The 19,292-nt window shown below is 64.1% G+C and carries 15 protein-coding genes; all 15 read right to left on the bottom strand.

Annotated elements, in window-relative coordinates:
• Positions 1-23 precede the first annotated feature (23 nt).
• The gene (locus tag BMX94_RS04740) at positions 24-839 is read right to left on the bottom strand and encodes a PTS mannose/fructose/sorbose transporter subunit IIC (RefSeq protein ID WP_091004324.1); all 816 of its coding nucleotides are present in this window, start codon (positions 837-839) and stop codon (positions 24-26) included.
• A 15-nt stretch (positions 840-854) separates the two neighbouring features.
• Positions 855-1,865 carry a PTS sugar transporter subunit IIB gene (locus BMX94_RS04735; protein ID WP_091004322.1) on the bottom strand — a complete coding sequence of 337 codons (1,011 nt, stop codon included), beginning with the start codon at positions 1,863-1,865 and terminating at the stop codon, positions 855-857.
• Between the two features lie 691 nt (positions 1,866-2,556).
• Positions 2,557-3,684, bottom strand: a complete 1,128-nt coding sequence (locus tag BMX94_RS04730) for a M24 family metallopeptidase (RefSeq protein ID WP_091004319.1) — start codon at positions 3,682-3,684, stop codon at positions 2,557-2,559.
• 84 nt (positions 3,685-3,768) lie between these two features.
• On the bottom strand, positions 3,769-4,920 hold the full coding sequence (locus tag BMX94_RS04725; RefSeq protein WP_091004316.1) for a hypothetical protein: 1,152 nt from the start codon (positions 4,918-4,920) through the stop codon (positions 3,769-3,771).
• On the bottom strand, positions 4,917-5,456 hold the full coding sequence (locus BMX94_RS04720) for a shikimate kinase (protein ID WP_091004314.1): 540 nt from the start codon (positions 5,454-5,456) through the stop codon (positions 4,917-4,919). The genes BMX94_RS04725 and BMX94_RS04720 overlap by 4 nt, the downstream gene beginning before the upstream one ends.
• Before the next feature lie 44 nt (positions 5,457-5,500).
• Positions 5,501-6,049, bottom strand: a complete 549-nt coding sequence (locus BMX94_RS04715; RefSeq protein ID WP_091004312.1) for a YqeG family HAD IIIA-type phosphatase — start codon at positions 6,047-6,049, stop codon at positions 5,501-5,503.
• Between the two features lie 5 nt (positions 6,050-6,054).
• Entirely contained in the window at positions 6,055-7,380 is a 1,326-nt protein-coding gene (gene mltG, locus BMX94_RS04710; protein WP_091004308.1) for an endolytic transglycosylase MltG, read from the bottom strand.
• A gap of 12 nt (positions 7,381-7,392) precedes the next feature.
• Positions 7,393-7,818 carry a Holliday junction resolvase RuvX gene (gene ruvX / locus BMX94_RS04705; RefSeq protein WP_091004305.1) on the bottom strand — a complete coding sequence of 142 codons (426 nt, stop codon included), beginning with the start codon at positions 7,816-7,818 and terminating at the stop codon, positions 7,393-7,395.
• Positions 7,819-10,458 (bottom strand): alanine--tRNA ligase, encoded by a 2,640-nt coding sequence (alaS, locus tag BMX94_RS04700; protein ID WP_091004302.1) that lies wholly within the window; start codon positions 10,456-10,458, stop codon positions 7,819-7,821.
• Positions 10,445-11,848: an AI-2E family transporter gene (locus BMX94_RS04695; protein WP_177171328.1), complete on the bottom strand. Its 1,404-nt coding sequence runs from the start codon at positions 11,846-11,848 to the stop codon at positions 10,445-10,447. The genes alaS and BMX94_RS04695 overlap by 14 nt, the downstream gene beginning before the upstream one ends.
• A 154-nt stretch (positions 11,849-12,002) precedes the next feature.
• Entirely contained in the window at positions 12,003-12,917 is a 915-nt protein-coding gene (locus BMX94_RS04690) for a SigB/SigF/SigG family RNA polymerase sigma factor (protein WP_091004297.1), read from the bottom strand.
• The gene (locus BMX94_RS04685; protein ID WP_091004294.1) at positions 12,910-13,302 is read right to left on the bottom strand and encodes an ATP-binding protein; all 393 of its coding nucleotides are present in this window, start codon (positions 13,300-13,302) and stop codon (positions 12,910-12,912) included. The genes BMX94_RS04690 and BMX94_RS04685 overlap by 8 nt, the downstream gene beginning before the upstream one ends.
• A complete protein-coding gene (locus BMX94_RS04680; RefSeq protein ID WP_091004291.1) occupies positions 13,295-13,951 on the bottom strand; it encodes a DUF948 domain-containing protein in 657 nt (218 codons plus the stop codon). The genes BMX94_RS04685 and BMX94_RS04680 overlap by 8 nt, the downstream gene beginning before the upstream one ends.
• 398 nt (positions 13,952-14,349) lie before the next feature.
• Positions 14,350-16,152 (bottom strand): ABC transporter ATP-binding protein, encoded by a 1,803-nt coding sequence (locus tag BMX94_RS04675; RefSeq protein ID WP_091004288.1) that lies wholly within the window; start codon positions 16,150-16,152, stop codon positions 14,350-14,352.
• Between the two features lie 538 nt (positions 16,153-16,690).
• A complete protein-coding gene (locus BMX94_RS04670) occupies positions 16,691-19,162 on the bottom strand; it encodes a glycoside hydrolase family 3 N-terminal domain-containing protein (RefSeq protein WP_091004286.1) in 2,472 nt (823 codons plus the stop codon).
• Between the last annotated feature and the right edge of the window lie 130 nt (positions 19,163-19,292).

The following is a 19,292-nucleotide window of genomic DNA, read 5'->3' as shown; positions in this document are numbered from 1 at the left end:
GCTAATCACACTCCCTTGCAAGCCTAGTAGTTGTCGATGATGTCGCCCAGCGGGTCGCCGGAGCCCACGGCACCGGAGCCGCCATTCTGCTTGGCGTACTCCTTGAGGCCGAGGTAGATGAAGGCGAGCGAGAGGCCGATGACGCCCAGGGCGATAAGGGTGAGCTGGGAGATGGCAGCGAGAACGAAGCCGAGCGCGAAGAACGGCCAGACCTCCTTGGTGGCCATCATGTTGATGACCATGGCGTAGCCCACGCAGCAGACCATGCCGCCGCCAACGGCCATGCCGCCGGAGAGCCAAGCGGGCATCGCGTTGAGCGCCGCGGTCACGGCGTCACCGGGGATGAAGCAGAGGGCCGCAGCCGGGATGGCAATACGGGCGCCCTGCATGCAGATGGCAATGACCTGCCAGCGCTCGATACCGGCCATGTCATCGTTCTCGGCGCACTTGTCCATGCCGTGGACCATAGCCGTTGCGATGGTACGGCAGACCATGGTGAGGAACAGGCCGGCGACGGACAGAGGCACGGCGACGGCGATGGAGGTGGTCATGGCCTCGTTGGGGTCGGAGCCGCCGTTGATGGCGATGACCATGAGGATGGCGGAGGCGACGGACGCGAGAGCCGCATCAGGAGCAACGGCGGCACCGATGTTGGCCCAGCCAAGGGCAATCATCTGGAGCGAGCCGCCCAGGAGGATTCCCTCCGCAGGGTGACCCGTCACAAGGCCGATAAGCGTGCATGCGACCAGAGGCTGGTGGAACTCCCACTCGTCGAGGATGCCCTCCATGCCTGCCAGGAAGGCGACGATGATAACGAGCAGAATCGAAATTGGTGACATAACCCCTCCTTAACCCTACTTGTTGGCCGACTGCGCGGCGAGCTCGCTCTCGGCCTTCTTGATGATGGCGTCGTAGGACTCTGCCTTGTCAGCTGGGACCTTGCGGATGTCAAAGTCGACGCCCTTGGCCTTGATCTTCTCGAGAGTGTCAACGTCGTTCTGATCCATGGCGAGTGCGTTGGTCACGACGACCTTGCCCACGGAGTGGGCCATGGAACCGAGGTTGAGCTTCTTGACGGGGACGCCGCCCTCGATGGCGCGAAGGGCGTCCTGCGGGGTCTCGAAGAGAAGCATGGCATGAGTGTTGCCAAAGCGGGGGTCCTTCGCGATCTCGCAGATCTTCTTGATGGGAACTACGTGTACGTGGACTCCCGGAGGGGCCGCCTGGATAATCATGGTCTTGCGGAGCTGGTCTGAGGCAACGCCGTCGGAGCAGACAATGATGCGGTCGGGGTTGGCCGCCTTGGTCCAGGTGGTTGCAACCTGGCCGTGAAGCAGACGGGTGTCAACACGTGCGAACACGATCTTGATGTGTCCGTCACCGATGACCGTTCCCTCCGGAATGGCACCCGCGGGTGCGGCAGCAGCAGCTGCGGCAGCTGCGGGAGCAGCCTCCTTGGGCTCAAGCTCCTCGGGCTTGATGCGGATGCCGTTCTTTGCCTCGGTGAAGACGTCCTTGGCAATGGCAGCCGCGGACTCCTCACTCATGCGATCACCGTAGGCCTGGATCAGCATGGGCAGGTTGAGACCCGTTACCATGACCCAGTCCTCGTGGCCCTCGCTCGCAAGCAGACCGTTGACCTGGTTGAATGGAGTGGCGCCCCAAAGGTCGACGAAGAAGAGCACGTGCTCCTGCTCATCGAACGATGCGACGGCATCCTTCAGCTTCGCCTTGAGGTCATCGGGACCCATGTCAGGCGTCAGGGTAACAGCAGCAACATCCTTCTGCGGCCCAAAGATCATCTGGCCGGACTCCATGATCCCTTCGGCGAACTTGCCGTGGCTGGCTAGAACGATACTGACCATTCTTCCTCCTTACGCATCTCTCGTACCGCCAACAGAAAACGCGTCAAATGTGAAGAGGCGTTCATGTTATCTTCTCCCATCCTTCATGCCTCGTTCACATCGGCTTCACATTATAGGACACAGATAACTATCGAATGTGGAGAAATCAACCCTAGGAAAAATCAACTTGGTCAAGCAAATTTGCATGAGACGCCAGTTATCAGCATGAATAGTAAAACCTTAACGAGATAGTTGTTCATACAAGTTGGCGAACGGTAGGCTGCAGGGTCAAATCCAGGAGGAAATGGCGAGAATGCCAAGGTCAAGGTAGGAGTTTCTCCTAACACCGTTCACCGATTATTTCGCCGGGGCTGGGGGCGGCGGCGCCACAGGATGACTCTTGGCAGCAAGTGCGTACGAGGTCGCCGCTGTGGCGCCGTTCTGGCGCCGGAGGGCTCGTTCCCGCAATAGGTGGGGCAAAAGCGCACACGAAAACGATACGGGGTTCTCGCCAGGCGCGTTTTCCCAGGAAGCTGGTAGTAACCAGTCGTTTTGGTGTGCGTTTTTTGGGCTGAGACGCCGCTGGAAACCCCGCTGCGGCGCCGTTTTGGCGCCACAAGGCGCGTTCCTGCAGCAGCCCCGTACGAAAGGGCCCCTCTGGCGTCAATCCGACACCAGAGGGGCCCAACGTACTCGAGCAAAACGCCCCCTACTAGCAGGGGATGCACACCAGGTCGTGCGGAGACTGGGTGAAGACCTCGTAGCCGTTCTCGGTCACGATGCCGAAGTCCTCGACACGCACGCCGAACTGCCCGGGCAGGTACGTGCCCGGCTCCACGGTAATCACCGAGCCCGCAGGGATTGGCTTGTCGTTCCTCATGTTGAACATGGGCTGCTCGTGAATCTCCAGGCCCACACCGTGCCCAAGACCATGCGCGAAGCAGTACTCGGGGAAGCCCGCCTCGCAGATGACCTTGTGCGCCAGCTCGTGAATCTCGCGACCAATAACACCCCCATGGATGGCGGCCTCGCAGGCCTCGTTTGCCGCACGAGTTGCTTCGTAGACCTTGCGCTGGAGGTCGCTGGGCTCGCCCACGCAGACCGTACGGGTCATGTCCGAGTGGTAGTCGTGGTATCCAGCGCCATAGTCCATCACGATCATGTCGCCACGCTGAATCACGCGCTCGCCAGGCTGTGCGTGGGGGTTGGCACCGTTGGGGCCGGAAGCGATGATCGAGTCAAAAGAGAGCGAGTCGGCGCCGTTCGAGAGCATCCAGCCCTCCAGCTCGGCACGAACCTGCTGCTCGGTGAGGCCGGGCTTGATGTAGCCGCAGATGTGCTCGAACGCCGCGTCGGTGATCGACTGCGCGTGACGCATGAGCTCGACCTCCTCCGCATCCTTCACGATGCGCAGGTTGGCAATGTCGCCATGGAGGCGCGGCATGAGAACGGCCACCGAAGCCTTGGAGCACTCCTCGCCCAGGGCGTCAAAGAACGCCAGGTCACAGGTGTCCTCGAGGGCAACGACGCGCGAGCGGGTCTCGCGGATGCGCTGCGCCGCCCACCACGCGGGGGCAACGATGTCCATGTCGAGCTTCCAGGGGGTGTCAGCGCCAAGGCGGTTCTGGAAGGTGCCAAAGTAGCGCGAGTCGGTGTGAAGCCAGAGGCCGTCGGCGGTCACGAAGGCGGAGTGGGCAACCTCGTCGTCGAAGGTGCGCTCGGCACCGGTGAGCCAGCGAAGGTCGGGGTTGTTGCGAAGGATTACCGCGTCATAGCCCCTCTCGGCCATAAGCGCGCGGAACCTCTCGACGCGTGCGGCGCAGGCGTGTGCATCAGCCATGTTTCTCTCTTCTCCCTTGTAATGCGGACAGTAGTGACTGGTAGCGCCGCCCGCTGAATGGCGGGCGGCGGAAGTGAAGCCGTGTTATCTGGCAGAGCACCACGCAACAGCGTGCTCGGCAAGTTGGTCGTCCTCGACGGCCGCAAGGCGCACCCGGCCAAGCGAGCGCGGCAGCTCCAGCATGAACTTGTTCGAACGACGGAAGCGCTCGGCCTTGAGCGCGGCCGCCATAGCCGCGGGATCGACCGAGCACTCAACGTAGCCCAGCTCAAGCCGGTCAAGCAGCTCGTCCTGCGTGAGCATGTCATCCACCGAGAGCCCACCCTGTGCCACCGAAAGGCGTGCCGAGAAGCGCATGCCCTCGGCAAGCAGGGTCGACGAGGGAACGCCTTCACCCACCAGGGGGCGAAGCGCATGCACGAACGTGGTGCCGTAGTCGATGGACTGCCGCACGGCGACCGAGGTGGACGAGATGATCTTGCCGCGGCTCTTCATGCAATCGACCAACTGGTCGCAGATGGCAGCGCGGTCAAGCGCGGCGATGTCGTTTGCGCGGTCAAAGAGACGTCCAAACGACTTGTCCGAGTCTGCCATGGCGCTGGTCACAAAGAGCGCGCGGGCGAAAAGGGCTGCCTCGTCGGTGCGCGTGCCATCCACAACGTCGAGGTCGCAGTACACGTACCGGGCACTTCCGTCCTGTGTGACCATCCGCTCCGCTCCAGGCAGGTCAAGCGCAAGCGGGGTCACGCCGGCGAGAAGCGCGGTGGTCGGGTCGAGCGGAACCTGCGCAAGCGTCAGACCGCCGCACCACGTGTGGCACGCGAACGACGCCGTGGAAAGGGCACGCACGCCTCCCACGGCAACGGCGACATCGTCGCCGTTCACGCCTGTCTCCGCAAGTCCCTCGTACACGGACTCGAGAGCCGCAGTCGAGGAGGCCTCCGGTCCGGACGGAAGGTCAAGCATATGCACGCGGAAGCCCACGTCCGTAAGACCGCGACGGATGGCCTCCACAACGTCTGCGGGCGCCTCGGGAACGGACGCCAGCGCAGCCGCACGAGGCTTGCCAACGTAGGCGCGCAGGTCATTGCCCATGGTGCCAACGAGGTCATCGCCAACTCGGGCGTCAAGGGAGTTGCCACGGAGGTTGACCCACTGGCGCTTTGCGCGGATGCGCACGGGACCATCGTCCTTCTCGGCACCGTTTGGCTGCTCGTCCTGAGTGTTGTCGCTCACAAAAGCCCCCTCTCCCAAAGTAGCTGTCCAGACTCGCTGGCCACCTGCTCGAAGGTCCTGTTTCGAATGTCGATGGTGATGTCGGCCGCCTGCTGGTAAAGCGGGCGACGGTGGCGGAAGAGCGCCTGCGCGTGCGAGACGTCACCCAAATCGGGCCGCCGCTCCGGGCAGCGCATCTGACGCAGCGAGTCGGAGAGGTCGCCATCGAGGTAGACCACCACGCCCATGCGATGCATGAGCACGCAGTTCTCGGGCCTCTCGACCACTCCCCCGCCGCAGCTCACAAGCAGCGACTTGCGAGAAGCCAGCCCCTCAAGGACCCGGGTCTCCTCGTCGCGAAAGCCCTCCTCGCCACGCGAGGCAAAGACGTCGCACACGCTCATGCCCAGAGCACGCTCGACCATCTGGTCTGTGTCCACGTAGGGCCGGCAGAAGAGCTTGCCCAGGTTGCGTGCGAGGGTAGATTTGCCTGCGCCAAGAAACCCCACGAAGAAGATGTGGTCGCAGCCCTCGTGGATGACGTAACCCTCGCCCAAAACTCGCTCTTCCTTGCTCCCGTACGTACCTGACGCGCTCGATTCTAGCACCCGCCACTGCTGCCAGACGTAGCGCTGGTCTCGCCCTCGAACTCGACACCACGCAACACGACAGCCTCCCCCAACCGGAAGAGCTGCGTGTACCAGAGGTCGCGGCGCGACTGCGGTCGCACCAGAATGGTGCGCACGCCCGCAAGGTTGCCGGCAAGGACGTCCGTGAAGACCTGGTCGCCCACGATGATAGTCTGCTCGGGCCCCACGCCCATGCGGGCCATGGCCACCCATGCCGAGAAGGGCGCCGGCTTCATGGCATGATCCACCACGGGACAGCCGAGCTCGCACGCGGAGGCAGCGACCTCGCCCGAGTGGAAGTTGTTCGAGAGCATGCACGTTGCTATGCCCGCGGAGCGCAGGCGCTCGAGCCACGCCTTGACGGCGGGAGGCGCCACATGCGTGTCCCTGGGGACGCAGGTGTTATCACGGTCGAGAAGGACAAGGCGCACGCCGGCCGCAACAAGCTCGTCCACATCGATGAGGTCGACCGAGGCAACATAGCGCGTGGCCCGGAAGGGCGAGAGAATCCCTCGGGACATGTCGCTCACGCTCCCGAGTTCTGGGCAATGACCTGCTGGTGCTGCTCGTACGTCTCAGAGAAGGCGTGCACGGAGCTCGTGATGTAGAAGTAGTAGTAGCCGGTGTCGTCGGGGTTGGCGGCAGCCGTGAGAGAGGCCAGGCCTGGGTTGCAGACGGGCGTGGGCGTGAGCCCCATGTTGGTATAGGTGTTGTAGGGGTCGTCCTGCGTCAGGTCGTCTGCAGTGACCTCACGACCAAGCGTGTAGGCAAGCGTCGCGTCGCTCTGGAGTGGCATGCTCGCCGCAATGCGGTTGTAGAAGACAGACGAGACAAGCGGGCGGTCATCGTCGGTCAGGGCTTCCTTCTCGATGATGGAAGCCATGGTGAGCACGTCGTAGTTGGTGAAGGACCTGCCGTAGCGCGCCTCGAGCGTCTGCCGGGCGGTGTCGAGGTCGAGGGTGGCAACCTCGGCCTGGTACTGGTCGAGCATCGCACGGATGATCGAGTCTGCCGTGACGGTCTGCCCGGCGAAATCGTAGGTCTTCGGGAAGAGGAAGCCCTCCAGCGAGTCGTTTGCCGCCTCGGAGAGGAAGGGGTAGTCCGCCACGTAGTTGGATGCCTTGGCCTGGGCGATGAAGTCGCTCGAGGAGATGCCGAACTTCTCCTCAACGAGTGCGGCAACCTGCGCCACGGTATAGCCCTCGGGCACCTGCAGGGTCGAGGCGGTAGAGTTGGGACCTGCCATGAGCTGGTCAATCACGTTCGAGACGGACGAGCCCGTGAGCAGCGAGTACGTGCCGCTCTTGAGCTTCTGGTCGGCGTTTTGCTTCTGGACCTCCTGCACAAAGGCCGAGGAGTCCGAGATGACGCCGGCCTGTTGGAGAATCGAGGCGATGTTCGCGGTGCTCGAACCGTCGGGGATGGTAACCTCGACCTCCTGTCCGGCTGCTACCTGCGGTTCGTTGGTGTTGGAACCCTGGCTAAGCCTGGGGAGCACGAGCACGAAGAAGAGGGCGACAAAGGCCGCAACGCCAGCGAGAACGGCCACAAGGATGGCGACGCCCTTGGGGCCGTTGCCACGCCCGCCCCCAGAGCCGCGGCGCGGCGAGCCGTTCGCACGGGCACGCCTGGTTGCTGCGGCGGTCCGCGCCGAGAGGTGGCTCGTCGTGCCACCGATAGCACCGGTAGACCCCGGCGCAGGAGTGCTCATGCGAGCCGCGGGGCGGCCCTGCATGGGGGTAGGCTGCGCCTGGGTGCGCGGAGAGGCACCCGTCCCCTGCTGAGTCGCATCGGTGCGGAAGTGCGCCGCGCGGCGATGCGGACTTTGGTTGCTTTGGTTGTTCGTGGGCATGTCGTTTGCCTCTCAGACGGTAGGTTGCGCCTGTCGAGCATCAAGCCAGGCCTGCAAGAAGAGCGACGCGGCGACCATGTCTACCTTGCCGCGCATGGACTTCTCGGAAAGCCCCTGCTCGCGCAGGATGCGCTTGGCCTCTGCGGAGGAGAGCCTCTCGTCCTCAAACTCGAGGGGCAGGCCCGTTGCGGCGGCAATGCGCTCGGCCACTGCGCGGACGCGCTGTGCCTGGGGCCCCTCCTCCCCCGCCATCGTAAGCGGGCGCCCGCAGACGAGAACCTCGGGTTCCCAGTCCTCCAGCACCCTGCGGAAGCTGCGCGCGACCGAGGAGACCTCGGCCGCCGGAAGCACGCACACCGGCGTGGCGATACGACCCTGGGAGTCGCTCACCGCCACGCCGACGCGTGTCTCGCCAATGTCGAGCGCCAGGGCTCGCACCTATGCCCCAAGGGCAGCCTTGGCTGCGTCCAGGGCAGCGGCGATGCCGGAGGCGTCGGAGCCGCCGGCCTGAGCCATGTTGGGCCTGCCGCCGCCGCGGCCGCCCACGAAGCCGGCGATCTGCTTGATGATGTTGCCAGCCGAGAAGCCCGCGGCAACCGCGGTCTCGGTGCCGGCGGCGAGGAGCGCCACCTTGCCGTCGGGCGTGGTGGAGGCCACGACGCAGGCGACGGGCTCGCCCTTGGCTCCGTCGCGGATGGAATCCCAAACGGAGCGCAGGTCCTTGCCAGAGATGCCATCGAGCTTGGCGAAAACGCAACGATAGGCACCAAGGTCGGCAGCGTTGCGCAGTGCGGCAGACACGACGTCGCCCGAGGCGGCACCCTTGGCCACGCCGATGCTGTGCTTGGCCTCGCGCAGCTCGTCGCGCATCTGGGAGACGCGCTCGGGCAGGTCGGCGGGACGGCACTTGAGGGTAGCCGCCGCCTCATCCATGAGCGCGAGCCTCTCGTCAACATACTCGATTGCGCCCATCGAGGTCACGGCCTCGATGCGGCGGGCGTTGGATCCCACGGAGCTCTCGGAGACGATCTTGAAGAGCCCCAGGTCCGCGGTGTTGCGCGCGTGGGTGCCGCCGCAGAGCTCGCGCGAGAAGGGCTTGTCGGAGCTGCCCGTCGAGACCACGCGCACGCGCTCGCCGTACTTCTCGCCAAAGAGCGCCACGGCGCCCGAGGCCTTGGCCTCGTCGATGCCCATGACCTCGGTCACGATGGGCTCGGCAGCGAAGATCTCGGCGTTGACCATGCCCTCGACGCGCTCGAGCTCGTCTTTGGTCATGGCCTCGAAGTGCGTGAAGTCGAAGCGCAGGCGGTCGGGCGCCACAAGCGAGCCGGCCTGGCTCACGTGGTCACCCAGGACCTTCTTGAGGGCGGCGTCGAGCAGGTGCGTCGCGGTGTGGTTGCGGCGGATGAGCTCGCGGCGACCGTGGTCGACCACGGCGGTCACGCGGTCGCCCACCGAGATGGCGCCGTCGGTGACCTCGGCCACGTGGCCCACGAGGCCACCCTCGTGGTGCAGCGTGTTGGTCACGCGAGCGGGGCCCACGATGCCGGTGTCGCCCACCTGGCCGCCCATCTCGCCGTAGAACGGCGTGCGGTCGAGCACGAGCTCCACCTGGTCGCCCGTGGCGGCCTCGTGAACCGACTCGCCGTCGCGGACGATGGCGACGACCTCGCAGCCGGAGAGCTCGTCGTGGTCGTAGCCATCGAACTCGGTCGCGGGGAGGTTGTCGGAAAGGGCGACCCAGACGTTGTTGGCCTTGCCCCACGCGTCACGGTTGGCCGTGGCGCGGGCACGCTCGCGCTGGGCCTCCATGGCGGCGTCGAACGCGTCCATGTCAACGGAGTGGCCAGCCGCACCCGCAATCTCGCGGGTGAGGTCGATGGGGAAGCCGTAGGTGTCGTGCAGGGTGAAGGCAACGTCACCCGAGAGGGGCTCGCCTTCGCCGAGGCGGGAGAGCTCGGCCTTGAGCTGCTCCTCGCCGTTGTCGAGGGTCGCGCCAAAGCGCTCCTCCTCGGCGTTGATGATGCCGTCGATCAGCGCCTGCTGCTCAACGAGCTCGGGATAGGTGTCGCCGAGAAGACGCGTGACCTCGTGGGCGTAGGTGTTGAGGAACTGGCCCTTGATGCCCATGAGGCGACCGTGGTAGACGGCGCGACGAAGCAGACGGCGCAGCACGTAGCCGCGGCCCTCGTTGGAAGGCAGGATGCCGTCGCCGATCATGAAGGTGACGGCGCGGGAGTGGTCGGCAACGATGCGCAGGCTCTTGTCGGTGGTCGCGGAGTCGTGGTAGCGCACGCCCGCGAGGCCCTCGCCCACGCCGATGAGGGTGCGCAGGATGTCGCCCTCGTAGTTGGAGCCCTCGTGCTGCATGATGGCAGCGATGCGCTCGAGGCCCATGCCGGTGTCGATGTTGCGGTGCGGGAGCTCCGGCATGGAGCCGTCCTCCTGGCGGTCGTACTGCGTGAAGACGAGGTTCCAGAACTCGAGGTAGCGGTCACCGTCGTCTCCGGGCTTCTCGCCCTCGAACTCGGGACCCTGGTCAAAGTAGATCTCGGAGCAGGGGCCGCAGGGGCCGGTGGGGCCGGCCGCCCAGAAATTGTCCTCCTCGCCCAGGCGCGAGATGTGGTCGTAGGGGACGCCCTGCTTGTGCCAGAGCTCGATGGCCTCCTCGTCGTCCTTGAAGACGGTCATGTAGAGGCGGTCCTTGGGGAGGCCGAGGTGCTCGGGCGAGGTGATGAACTCGTAGGCCCACTCGATGGCGTTGGCCTTGGTGTAGCCGCCAAACGAGAAGTTGCCCAGCATCTCGAAGAACGAGAGGTGGCGTGCGTCGCCGATGTTGTCGATGTCGTTGGTGCGCAGGCACTTCTGGCAGGAGCAGGCGCCAATCTCCTTCATGGTCTTGGTGCCCTGGTAGTACTCCTTGAACTGGTTCATGCCGGCGTTGGCAAGAAGCAGCGACGGATCATCTGGCACAAGCGAGGAGGATGGGTAGAGCTTGCAGCCCTTGCCCTGGAAGAAGGTGAGAAAGTCCTCGCGGATCTCTGCCGTGGTCATGGTCTTGTAGTCAGACGCGCTCATGTCTCTCCTCGTCTGTGGACGACGCCTGGGAACTGGCCGCGGAACCAGCTTTGCCATCGTCCTGCTTGTTGGTTGCAACGTTCCTATTTTTACTCATATCGGCCGCGTACACAGCGTTTTCATGGTCATTGCTTACGGTTTTTGCGGCATCGCGTGCTCGCGACCAAGCTGATGAGGTCACGAGGCGCGTGCTCTCGAAGAATTTCTCGTCGTCAAGGGCATCAAAGACGGCTACCACGTTGCCTTGGGCATCGCGGTGCGGCGTGCTCTGGAAGAGCGCCCCGTCCTCGGAGACAAGCTGACGCTTGGTGCGCGTCTCGAAGTAGTAGACAAAGACGCCGCGGATGGCGGCCGTGAGCGGGATGGCGAGGACCATGCCCACGATGCCGCCCAGGCAGTTGCCTATCACGATGCCCACGATGGAGAGGACGGGATGGATCTTGACCGCCGAGCGCATGATGAGCGGCGAGATGACGTTGTCCGTCACGTTTGCCGCAATCACCATCACCAGGAGCGACCAGAGCGCAAGCCAGGGGCTCTCGAAGAGGGCAAGCAGCGTGGCAAGCGCCGCCGAGACAAACGGGCCGATCACGGGAACAAAGTGCATGAAGAACGTGATGATGCCGATGAGGCCCGCGTAGGGGTGGCCGAGAAAAGTAAGCCCAAGCCACACGGCAACGCCGTTGATGAACGAGCAGATGAGCTGCCCGCGCATGTAGCCGCCCATGGAGCGGCTCATGACGGCAAGGAGCAACGTCATGTCATCCTTGCGAGAGGGGCCGGCGATCATGGCAAGCTCGCGCGCGATCACGGGGTAGTCCTTGGCAAACCAATACGCAAGGATAAGCGCTAGGAAGAAGTTCACAAGGTTGTCCAGGGTATCGAAGAGCCCCGTGACGGCGCCGTTCGAGAGCTGGCGCACCGTGTCGGACGCCATGGAGCTGCCAGCGGACGAGACGGTCTGGACAAGGGAGTTCACCATGTTCTGGAGCTGCTCGTTGTCCGAGCTGCCGTAGCTCTCCCAGAAGTTGGAGAGGGCATCCTGGATGCTTCGCACGTAGCTGGGGACCTGGCGAAGCACCTCGACGGACTGCTGGACAAAGGTGCCGCCGAGAACCACGATGACGGCCGCGAGCACCGCGAGCACCACAAGAAGCGAGACGAGTGCCGCGAGCGCCCTTGGGACATGACGGTCCTCAAGCGCATTGGTGATGGGGCTGCAGATGAAGCCGATGATGATGCCCATGAGCAGCAGCTCGACGGCGTCGCCGATCGTCGAGAGTCCGCGAACGGCGAGCACGAAGACGGCGATGGCGCCCACGATTGCCCAGGCGACCACCAGCCGCCTGCGCCAGGTGGCGTACTTCTCGTCAGCGTCCTTGTTTCCCACCTGCGCTCCCCTCACTGTCGAACACCACATTGTAGCAAGGTGGGGCGAGAAGGCCGTTGGCGGATGACGGGCGAGCAACGCCGACGGACAGAAAGCGGCGCCGAGGCCGCAGCCCCGGCGCCGTGTCCGTAGCCACAAGAAGTGCCACGAGACGCTACTTGCTCATGAGGCCCTCTGGGTCGATCTTGTCCTGCACGCGACGGAGCGTGCGGCGCAGGAGGCGCGAGACCTGCACCTGCGAGATACCCAGGCGCTGGGCAATCTCGACCTGCGTCATGCCTTCAAAGAAGCGCATGCGGATGACGTCCTTCTCGCGCGGCGAGAAGCCCCGGATGGCGTCCTCGAGGACGATGCGGTCGTCTGACGCGGCGAGGTCCTCGTCCTCGGTGGCGTAGTGGTCGATGACCGAGGGCGCGTCGTCGTCATCCGAGGAGCCGCCGCCCTCGAGCGGCACGGAGCTGTAGGCGCTCGAGGACTCCATGGCCTCAAGGACGTCGTCGACGCTCGCGCCCACGCGCTTGGCGATCTCCTCGACGGAGGGGCTGCGCGAGAGCTCGTTGGTGAGCTCGTCGTTGGCCTGGTTGACCTTGGCGGAGAGCTCCTGCAGGCGCCTTGGCACGCGGACCGACCAGCCCTTGTCACGGAAGTGGCGCTTTATCTCGCCCAGGATGGTTGGGGTGGCGTAGGTGGTGAACTCGAGGCCGCGCGACGGGTCGAAGCGGTCGATGGCCTTGATGAGTCCGATGGTGCCCACCTGGATGAGGTCGTCCAGGGGTTCTCCCCTGTTCTTGAACTTTGACGCGAGGAAGCGGACGAGGTTGAGGTGGCTCACGATGAGCTGGTCGCGGACATCGGGGTCTCCCGTTGCCTTGTACTGGCGGAAGAGCTCGCGCGTGCGGTCCTTATCCCAGGCGGCTTTGCCCTTTGGCGTGCGGTGGAGCGAGCGGTGGCGAGCCCTCTCGGCACGCGCCTCCGAGGCCTCGCGCGCGGAGCGCTCCTCCTCGGTCTCCGTCACGCTGCCCGTTGTGTTCGCAGCCTCCTGCGCATTCGTGGTGCTGGCGCTAGGCATGCTGCACGCCCATTCTCTTGGAGAGGTGCAGCGTGCGACCGTCCTCCGAGATGTTGAAGTCATCGCACACGGCGCCGAGAAGCACCTCGACGAGGTCGATGGGCTGGGGCTCGCCGGAAGGGTCGGTGGCCTCGTCGGGGTCCTCGTCACCAAGGGAGAAATCCGCGGTCATGCCGTCGGGCGCAAGGCCAAAGACGATGTCGCAGGTGGCAGGCCTGGTTGCGCAGGCGTAGACAAAGCCCTCCTCGGCGGCCATACGTACGTCCTCGACGTCGTCGACGCTCATGTCACAGCAGACGGCAAGGTTGGAGGCGGTCATGCGGACCGCCCGGGCGAAGCGCGCCTCAGCGGGCACGCTGAGCTTGACGATACTGGTACTAGGCATTGTTCTCCTCGCCATCTGCCGCGGTCTCCGGGGTGGAGACGGGAGCGGCGTGCTTGGGTTTGTGGGGCTGCTTCTCGGCGGACGGGGCAGGGTCTGCGGCAGGAGCGGGGTCTGCGGCAGGAGCGGGGTCTGCGACCTCAACCGGCGCGTAGGTCACGTACGCGGTGGCGCGCTGCTGGCCGCGGTCGGGGTTCTCCTCGACCTTCTCGTCACTCTTGCTCACGGCCTCCTCGAGGCGTGCCTGGGGCGCCTCGCCCTTGCCCACGAGCTTGGAGACTGCGCCGGCAACGGCACCGGCAGCTCCCGCGACGCCCTTGCTCACCGTGTCCGTCACGGCCGAGGCCGTGCCCGTAACCGTGGAGACGTCGCCCAGGATGGTGTTGAGGCTGTCGAGGCTCTGGGTGGCACCGTCGATGGTCTCCCCGGCCTTGATGAGGAGCGGGTTGACCTGCTTCATGGCAGGGTCAAGGTCGTCGACCATGCCGTCCACCTTGGCAATGATAGGCTGCACCTGCGCGATGGTCTCGTTTGCCGAGGTAGTAACCTCATCGACCGAGGCGCGCGCCTTACGGATGGTGAGCGCGAGCTCGACCACGGCCCAGATGGCAACAACGACAAGCACGACAAGGGCTATGTCCAGAGGACTCATCTTGTGTCCCTTCTCCTGCGACGCCCCCTTGTGTTGTCGGGCGCGGCGCACCACACGTACGCCGACATTCTACCCGTTTGGATGGACTTGGTCGCCTGCCAGACACCTGTCGGATGGCGAGACGCGCCGAGCATGCGCGGCATGGCGGGGCGACGCCACAACGGCGACTTTGTACGGGGTTGCTGCTATAACTGGCCCTGTGGCGCCAAGGTCTCACCGGAGCCCGCTTCTCTCTGCCCAGAACGAAGCCGGGCCTCGAAAAAACGCACACCAAAACGACCGGTTACTACCAGTTTCCTGGGAAAACGTCGCTGAGAAGAGCCCGCCATTGTTTTGGTGTGCGCTTTTGTCCGACGGGGGCCTCGCAACCCCTGGCGCCAGCCGCGCCCCCCCGGCGCCTACGCGCGCGTGCCCTCGAACTGCATGCGGTAGTACCGCGCATAAGTGCCACCGCGTGCAAGCAGCTCCTCGTGCGTCCCCCGCTCGACCACGCGCCCGGCATCGATTGTCGCGATTTCGTCGGCATCCTTAATGGTCGAGAGCCGATGCGCAATCACGATGGTCGTACGCCCGCGGGAGAGCGACGCGAGCGACTCCTGCACCGCGTGCTCGGACTCATTGTCCAGGGCCGAGGTCGCCTCATCCAAGATGAGGATCTTCGGGTTCTTGAGAAAAACGCGCGCGATGGCGATACGCTGCTTCTGTCCGCCCGAAAGTCGAGTGCCCCTCTCCCCCACCTGGGTCTCGTAGCCATCGGGCAGCGTCTTGATGAACTCCGCGATGTTGGCCTTCTCGGCAGCGCTCTCTATCTGCGCCATGGTCGCGTGCGGGTTGCCGTAGGCGATGTTCTCGGCGATGGTTCCGTCAAAGAGATAGACCTCCTGCTGCACAATGCCAATGGCCTCGCGCAGGCTCCGCTGCGTGACCGAGCGCACGTCCTGTCCGTCGATGGTGATGGAGCCGGAATCAACGTCGTAGAAGCGCGGGAGAAGCGCACAGGTGGTGGACTTGCCGCCGCCGGACGCCCCCACCAGGGCAATGGTCTCGCCGGGGCGGATGTCCAGGTTGAGGCCACGAATGACCTCGGGGTTCTCGCCAGCGCCCTTGCCTTCCCCGTCCTCATACGCAAAGTGGACATCGTGGTACGAGATGGCGCCCTCGGTTACCTTGAGCGCCGGCGCGCCGGGGGCGTCCTCGATCTCGGGCTGGGAGTCGACCATCTCCTTGAAGCGGCGGAAACCGGCGATGGCCTTCTGGAAGGTCTCGGTGAAGTTGAGGATGTTCTCGATGGGCGCGGTGAAGAGCGAAATGTAGAGGGCGTAGGTGGCGAGGTCGGTGGCCTCCATCTGGCCCTGGGAGATGAGCCAACCGCCCATCACCACGATGAGCGTGTAGAGGATGCCCATGAGCGCGGCAATCCCGGCCTGGTAGCGCCCCATGGCGCGATACATGCGAACCTTGGAGTCAAGGTAGGCCTCGTTGCTCTCGCGGAACTTCTCGCGCTCCACGTCCTCGGCGGCAAAGCTCTTGACCACGTGCACGCCGGAAAGACTGTCCTCGAGGCGCGAGTTCACGTTTGAGATGCGCACGCGGTTCTCGCGAAAGACGGCCTTCATCTGGAGGTTGGCGCGCAGGTTGTAGACCACGAGGACGGCGAGAACAACACCCAGGCAGGCGGTGAGGGGCACGTTGATAAACGAGAGTATGACGAACGAGCCCACGACCTCGATGAAGCCGATGAGCAGGAACTCCGGACCGTGGTGGGCCGCCTCGGAGATGTCGAAGAGGTCACTCACCAGACGGCTCATGAGGTCGCCGGACTTGTTTCGGTCAAAGAACGAGAGGCTCATGCGCTCGTAGGCGTCAAAGAGGTCCTCGCGCATGCGGCTCTCCATGCGCGCGCCCATGACATGGCCCCAATAGGCCACAAAGTAGCGGCACCCAAAGCGCACGGCGTACATGACGACAAAGCCAACGAGAAGGTAGAGAAGCGCAGAGGTGATAGCATCCGGACCTTCCCGGAAGAGACCTCCCGTAAGCGTGCGGAGGATCTGCGGGAAGGCGAGGTCGATGCCGGCGACGACGATGGCACAGATGATGTCGGCGATGAAGAGATGCATCTGACCGGCGTAGTAGCCGAGAAAACTGGAGAAGAGACCGCGGCGACGGTGCGCCGTGGACCTAGAAGTACCGTTGCCCATGCGTGAGGTTCCTATCTGCGATGCGAATGTTGTCCGCGCGACATCATAGCGGATGGGGCGGGATGTCGACACGCCGAGGCAGAGACGGGGGACGTGAAGGCTGCGGAAACCGCCGCTTCGGCGCCGTTCTGGCGCCAGAGGGCGCGTCTCCGCAGCCGGTTGGGGCAAAAGCGCACACGAAAACGATCTGGGCTTCTCGCCAGGCGCGTTTTCCCAGGAAGCTGGTAGTGACCAGTCGTTTTGGTGTGCGCTTTTGCGGGCCGGGGAGATCCCCAGGCCGGCATTGAACGGCCGGAGCGCCTGCTGACCGGGCGCCTGCCGACTGCATACGAAACCCGCTCTACGGCGTCATCCCGGCGCCAAAGGAACGCCCCCGCCACAAAGACACACGAACCGGGATCGGCGCGGTGCCGACCCCGGTCGCTGGGACGCGCTGGGATTTAGGAGGAAGAATGACGCGTCCCTACTAGGAACCCCTCATCCCCGAGGGGACCTGCCCGACCACAAGGGAGAGTGCGGCCGGGCAGGGAGGGTGGGGCTAGTCGTCCAGCTTGGTCAGAGGATCGACACCATACTTCTTCGTACGATCGTCCGAGATCTTTCCGGAGTAATTGAGGCCGTAGGCGAAGTCGTACGTGTTGCCATCCGCATCGGTGTAGCACTCCATGTCGCGGGAGACATCCTCAAGCTGCTTCTCGACGTCAAGCATGTCCTTGGGCATCTGCATGGGAAGCAGGCCGGAGGGCTCGTCGAGACCCGCAACAATGCGGCACGCTGCCTCAGTAGAGCCAGACATGGAGACAAGAATCGCATCAACCTCAGGCTCAAACTCGTGGACGCACATCGGCTGCGTGATGTCGAGGATCACGATGCAGGGCTTACCGGCCTCCTTAGCGAGCGCCGCCGCCTCGAGAATCTGGTCGAGCTGATACTCGTTGGTGATGTCGGAGGTGCGGCCGTAGTAGCTGCGGTTCTCGATCTCGACACCCTTGGCAGTCTCGTGCTCGGCCCACTTGGAGCCGTCGGCAGGATCGCCAGCAATCGAGGTCTGGCGCACATACTCGGAGTCGGCGGTGTAAGGACGATACTGCAGCGAGAGCGGGATGTAGTTGCCGTCCGCATCCTGAGAGGATCTGGGGTCTGCGTTGCTCGGGGCCTTGGCGCAGACGAGCACGCAGTCGACGTCCGCGATGTCAGCAGCAGTGAGGCGCGTAAGATCGTCGAGCGTAGGCGTCGCATTGCCAGTCTTCTCGTCCACCGGACCGGTCAGGGTCTCAGCAAGCGTATCGGTGACGACATCGAAGTACTTCTTGAGTGTGCCTTCCGACAGGGGGAGCTCACACGAGGCCGGAGTCTCGGCACGGCCGCCCATGAAGCCAGCGCCGACGAAGGACTTGGAGAACCTCATAGGAACGTAGACCTTGGGCTTTGTTCCCTCGGATCCAGCCTTGATGGCGTTGCCATGGTTCTTGAGCATTACGATGCCCTTGACCTGGTCAGCAAGCGCTTCTTCCTTCGTTGCGTCATCGCCCTTGTCGACCTCGGAGCGCGTGTCATCGACGTTGACGTAGGGATCCTCGAAGATTCCGGTGTTGAAGTAGCTGAGCAGCAGGCGCTTCGCGGAGTTCTTGAAGTTCTCTTTCGCCTTGTCCTCACCAAGCTCGTCCTTCATGTCGTTGTACGCCGAGACGAGAAGTGTGGGGTCATTGCAGCCGCCCATCTGGTCAACGCCGACGGAGACGGACTTGGATGCGCGCTTTGCCGGCGTCCAGACATTGGTGTCCTCGAGGCCCCAGCAGGTAGCCATACCTGCGCCAGGGTCGTTGAGGACTGCCCAGTCGGTGCACGCAGAACCGGCAAACCCAAAGCGGTTGCGGAGAAGCTCGGTAACCTTGTACTCGGAGAATCCGGAGCCGACCAGCTCGCCGTACTCGTTATCCTCGTCGAAGGCGATGGTGTAGGAGGTCATGATCGAAGACGCGCAGCCGGTCTTGCCGTCGAGCTTGAAGGCGCCGTCAACGAACGGAATCATGCAGGCTTCGAAGTTCTTGCCGGGATAAATGGCGAACTTTCCGCCGTCCTTGTGACCCTCTCGTCCACCTTCACCGGGAGCCTCGGCAGGCCAGTGCTTGACCATGGCGGCAAGGGAGTCCTTACCCCAACCCAGATCGTTGCCATTCTCGTCGGTCGTTGACTGCATGCCGTCAATGAATGCCTTGCAGGTATCACGCGAGAGCGCCGGGTCCTCGCCAAAGGTCCCCGAGAAACGCGTCCAGCGAGGATCGGAAGCGACATCGGTCTGGGGGCCAAGGAACATGGAGATGCCCATGAGACGCAGATCGTGCGCGATGCCAGCACCAGCCCTCTTTGCCACCTCCGGATCAAAGGTTGCGGCAAGAGCAAGGTTGCCCGGCCAGTCAACGCAGTTCTTACCGTTGCGGGGGTCAGACGAGAAGTTGATTGGAATCTTGTTGTCGGACGCCTCGACATATGCTTGCATGGCGTTTGCCCATGTTGCCTGCTTGAAGGCAGGGTACGCGGATGCAGCGTTGAGAACTGCGCGAACGTTGCCATCAAGGAACTGCTTCTGCTCGTCGGTCACCGAGCAGTCTTCTTCGACCTTGCTCTGGTGGCCCGAGAAGCACATGAGGCCGGCAATCTGCTCGATGGAGAGTCGGCCAGCGAGGTCCTCAGCACGCTCTTCGGCAGTAAGACGCCAGTCCTCGTAAGGAACCAGCTCGCCCGTGCCCTCGAAGTCCTTGAACGCGTAGCCGTCCTTCTCGATGAGCTTGAGGCCCGAATCGGGCGAATACGAGAGCTGCTTGCCATCGCCGTTGTCGACCACGGTGTAGCCAAAGTCCGTCGCAGTCTCGGTGTAGCCGTTGCCCTTCTTGTTCGCGGCGTCCGTGCTTGTCGCGGAGCCACCCGTCGAGCAGCCCGCAAGTCCTGCGAGCACCGCCGCGGCAGCCGAACCGGCCAGGAAGTTCCTGCGCGTCAGGTTGCTTTGCATATCTCTTCTCCTCTTGTCGTGCGGTCCCCCTCCCACAGGGGGCCGCAGCCTTCCCTCCGCACGGTCAAAAGACCGTGGCAATTCCCGCGATTAACGTCAGACCTACGAGCGAGGCGCTCCCAACGCCCGC

Source organism: Olsenella sp. KH3B4 (genome assembly GCA_900111695.1).
Classification (GTDB): domain Bacteria; phylum Actinomycetota; class Coriobacteriia; order Coriobacteriales; family Atopobiaceae; genus Tractidigestivibacter.
The sequence above is the reverse complement of the archived record's forward strand: the minus strand, read 5'-3'. Positions and strand labels throughout refer to the sequence as shown.